6 protein-coding genes are annotated in these 3153 nt (G+C 70.2%); all 6 read left to right on the top strand.

Translation table 11 applies throughout. The features are described 5' to 3' along the window. Nucleotides 1-99: 99 nt before the first annotated feature. The 6 genes from Q0X16_RS01630 (at nt 100) to Q0X16_RS01605 (ending at nt 2976) form a co-directional block, all read left to right on the top strand. Entirely contained in the window at nt 100-342 is a 243-nt protein-coding gene (locus Q0X16_RS01630; RefSeq protein ID WP_297829954.1) for a hypothetical protein, read from the top strand. Between the two features lie 16 nt (nt 343-358). After that, nucleotides 359-793 carry a Mor transcription activator family protein gene (locus tag Q0X16_RS01625; protein ID WP_297829952.1) on the top strand — a complete coding sequence of 145 codons (435 nt, stop codon included), beginning with the start codon at nt 359-361 and terminating at the stop codon, nt 791-793. Next, entirely contained in the window at nt 790-1044 is a 255-nt protein-coding gene (locus Q0X16_RS01620) for a hypothetical protein (protein WP_297829950.1), read from the top strand. The genes Q0X16_RS01625 and Q0X16_RS01620 overlap by 4 nt, the downstream gene beginning before the upstream one ends. A 218-nt stretch (nt 1045-1262) precedes the next feature. Further along, nucleotides 1263-1661, top strand: coding sequence for a hypothetical protein (locus tag Q0X16_RS01615; protein WP_297829948.1), 399 nt, complete (start codon nt 1263-1265; stop codon nt 1659-1661). After that, nucleotides 1658-2314 carry a transglycosylase SLT domain-containing protein gene (locus Q0X16_RS01610; protein WP_297829946.1) on the top strand — a complete coding sequence of 219 codons (657 nt, stop codon included), beginning with the start codon at nt 1658-1660 and terminating at the stop codon, nt 2312-2314. The genes Q0X16_RS01615 and Q0X16_RS01610 overlap by 4 nt, the downstream gene beginning before the upstream one ends. Further along, nucleotides 2311-2976 (top strand): hypothetical protein, encoded by a 666-nt coding sequence (locus Q0X16_RS01605; RefSeq protein WP_297829944.1) that lies wholly within the window; start codon nt 2311-2313, stop codon nt 2974-2976. Before Q0X16_RS01610 ends, Q0X16_RS01605 begins: the two co-directional genes overlap by 4 nt. Nucleotides 2977-3153: the final 177 nt, after the last annotated feature.

Raw genomic sequence — 3153 nt, 5'->3', positions numbered from 1 at the left:
CTCCGTCCGGGGAACGGACGGAGGGTGACGGGAGGTGGCTCAGTTTTGGACGGAAATCCCTAGCCGATGTGGCTCAGTTTTGAGCGCAAATCAACACCAATGGACATCAACCGCGCCAAGGCGGTCGCCGAGGTCGCCGGTCGAATCATCGAATCGGCCAAGGCCGAAACCGAGTTCGTCCGCGCCTTCGGCGGTCGTGGTGTCGTGCCCGCGAGCGGCTTCATCGGCCACGCGCCCAAGCCGGACAGCCTCGACGTTCAGGCGCGCATGGTCGGTCCCACTGCCTCAACGCCGGTTCCCGGCAACGGCCTGCCGCCGCGTGGACCGATCGGAGCGCTGTAATCGCGAAGGAGACCGTATGATCGCGCACCAATCCGAGCTGCTGGACGACCGCCAGGACGAAACCCTCGACCTGCTGCTGCACGCAGACGCCGAAGACCTGCCGCCGCACCGTTGGCCGCAGCAGCTGGCGGCGATGGTGGATGTGCTGGTGGCGGTGTTCCAGCGTCGTGGCCAGACGCACGAGCAGTCGGTCGCGTCCGCCCGCGAGGTGGTGCTGGCGCTGGCGCTCTATTTCGGCGGCCGGCCGGTGTACCTGGCGAAGGGCGAACTGCTGGAGACCGCGCTGCGCCACGCGCGCATCTGGCATGCCTTCAACGGCCGCAATGCGCACGAGCTGGCCGAGCGCGAGGATCTGACCCTGCGCCAGATCCAGAAGATCATCCACCGCCAGATGCGCTATCGTCGCGGCTTGCGCCAGCGCAAGCTGACTTTCGAAGGGGAATCGCAATGAACGCTAATCGTGGGGTGCAGGGCAAGGACGTGCCGGGGTTCGGCGTCGGGTTCACGCTCATGCTGATCGGCTGGCTCGGTTTCGCCCTTTCGCTTTTCTCGGCCTTCGGCATCGGCGCCTCTCCGTCGTACTACCGGCTGATGGCTGTCATTCCGGCAATCGGCAGCTTGGTGCTGGTTGGCTTCGGCGAACTCATCATGCTGTCTTGCCGGATTTGTGCAGCGTTGGAAAGGAACCGCGAACAGGGCTGACCCGCCCGGACTTCCGCGACTTCACACAAGCCCCGCTCCGGCGGGGCTTTGCTTTGCAGCGAACGCGTTCGCAGCCGCGCCACGCGCGCGCGCGTGCATCGTGGATGCGCGGGTGCTCCAAAAGCCCCGCCGCGATGATGGCCGCACCCTCGGCCGCTTCGCGTCGCCGGCGGCGGCGTGCCCCTCGCCGTCGCCGGCCTTCCAATGCGGAGGCGACGATGCGACTGATTGCAATCCTGATCCTGCTGGCGCTGACGGCGCTGGTCCTGTACGCCATCTACCTCGGCCGCACGCGCGGTCTGCCGCCCAGCGTCCGCGCGATGCTGACGAGCACCTTCGGCGAGCACGGCTGGCTGGCGCGGCTGTGGCCGCTGTGGCTGGGCTTCATCGCCACCTTCGGCGTCGTCGCCTGGCAGAACCCGATGAAGGGCTGGCTGGTGCTCTACGCCATCTCGAAGATCCTGCTGGGCGGCCTGGTGGGCCTGGTCATCCATTGGGGCTTCCGCCGCATCCACCCGCTGCCGGCGGAACCGACCGGCATCGAGACCGGCACCGACTGGAAGTGCGCGGCGTGGATCATCTGCGCGGCCGAGATCGCGCTGGCGCTGGTGCCGTGAAACGGGCACTGCGCGCCGTGGTCTGGTTCCTGGTGGGCTTCATCGCCACCGTTGCGCTGCTGTTGGCATTCCAGTCGGCGCACGCGCAGGTTCGCATCCCGCCGGTCGCCACCACCTACCGGCTGGCGATCGAGCGCGAGGCGGTGCGCAACTTCGGGCTGGAGGCGCCGGTGGCGCGGCTGGCCGCGCAGGTACACCAGGAAAGCAGCTGGGACCCGCGCGCTGAAAGCCCCTACGCGCAGGGCCTGACGCAGTTCACGCCCGCAACCGCACGCTGGCTGCCCACGGTCTGTCCGGCGGTCGGCGCGCCGGACCCGTGGGATCCGCAGTGGGCGCTGCGCGCACAGGCTTGCTACATGGCGTGGCTGTATGGCCGCGTGCCGGTCTACCGCTACGCCGGCCCGATGTCCGCCTGCACGCGCTGGGCCTACGCCTTCCGCGCCTACAACGGCGGCGAGGGCGCATTGCAGCGCGAGCGGCTGCTGGCGCAGCGCGGCGGCGCCGACGCCAACGACTGGCGCGCGGTTGAGCCGTTCAACGCCCGCGCAAGCTGGGCGCACCGCGAGAACGTGGGCTACCCGCGGCGCATCCTGCTGGCGCTGGAACCGATCTACCTTGCCGCCGGCTGGCCCGGCCAGGCGGTGTGCCCATGATCCCCGGCAAGATCACCGCCGTCGTCGCGCTGCTGGCGCTGCTGCTGGGCTTCGGCATCGGCAACGTCTGGCAGAAGGGCCGCGCGGCGGTCGCCCAGAACGTCGAGCTGCGGCGGCAGCAGGACGCGGATCGAAAGGCCATCAACGACCTCAAAAACGCCGCGCAAACCCTGCGGCAGACCGCCGTGGATCAGGCCGCCGCCAACCGCGAAGCGGCCGACCGCTTCGCGGCGCTTGCCACCCAACTGGAGACAGACCGTGCCGGCATCCAAGCCTTTACCGAACGCCAGCGCGCGGCGCTGGACGCGCTTGCTGCGCGTCGCCCTGATCTGCGCGATCTGCGCCTGGGCGACGACATCCTGCGCCACTGGCGCGACAGCAACGCGGGACGCGCCGCCCCTGCCGCCGAGCCCGCCGCCGCCCCCGGCCCTGCAGGCCAACCAGCGCCAGCCGTGCCCGGAGCTGCCGGCGCCGACCAGCGACACGGCACTGGCGCTGATCGACAACCACGACCGCGTCGCGGGGCTGTATCACGAGTGCGCGGCGCGCACGGCCTCGCTGGTGCAGGCGATGGACGCCTGGGAGGCGCTCGCGTGGCAGTGGTACTGCAAGGCCGTCACCGCGTCGGGGCTGACCCCGACCGGATGCGGCGTGAGGGCTGAGGGCCGCCGATGATGGACGACGCCGACATGGCCAGCAACGCCGAGGAGCGCGCAATGGCGCAGTTCGAGGCGCGCCGGGCGCGCTTCGCCGAAAGCCTGCGCGGCTACGACCCGAGCCAGCCGGTCCACTGCGTGGACTGCGGCGAGGTCGTCCCGCCCGCCCGGCTGGCCGCCTAT

Origin of the sequence: Thermomonas sp. (assembly GCF_025993755.1) — a bacterium.
In the GTDB taxonomy this organism is placed as follows: Bacteria; Pseudomonadota; Gammaproteobacteria; order Xanthomonadales; family Xanthomonadaceae; genus Thermomonas.
The sequence above is the reverse complement of the archived record's forward strand: the minus strand, read 5'-3'. Positions and strand labels throughout refer to the sequence as shown.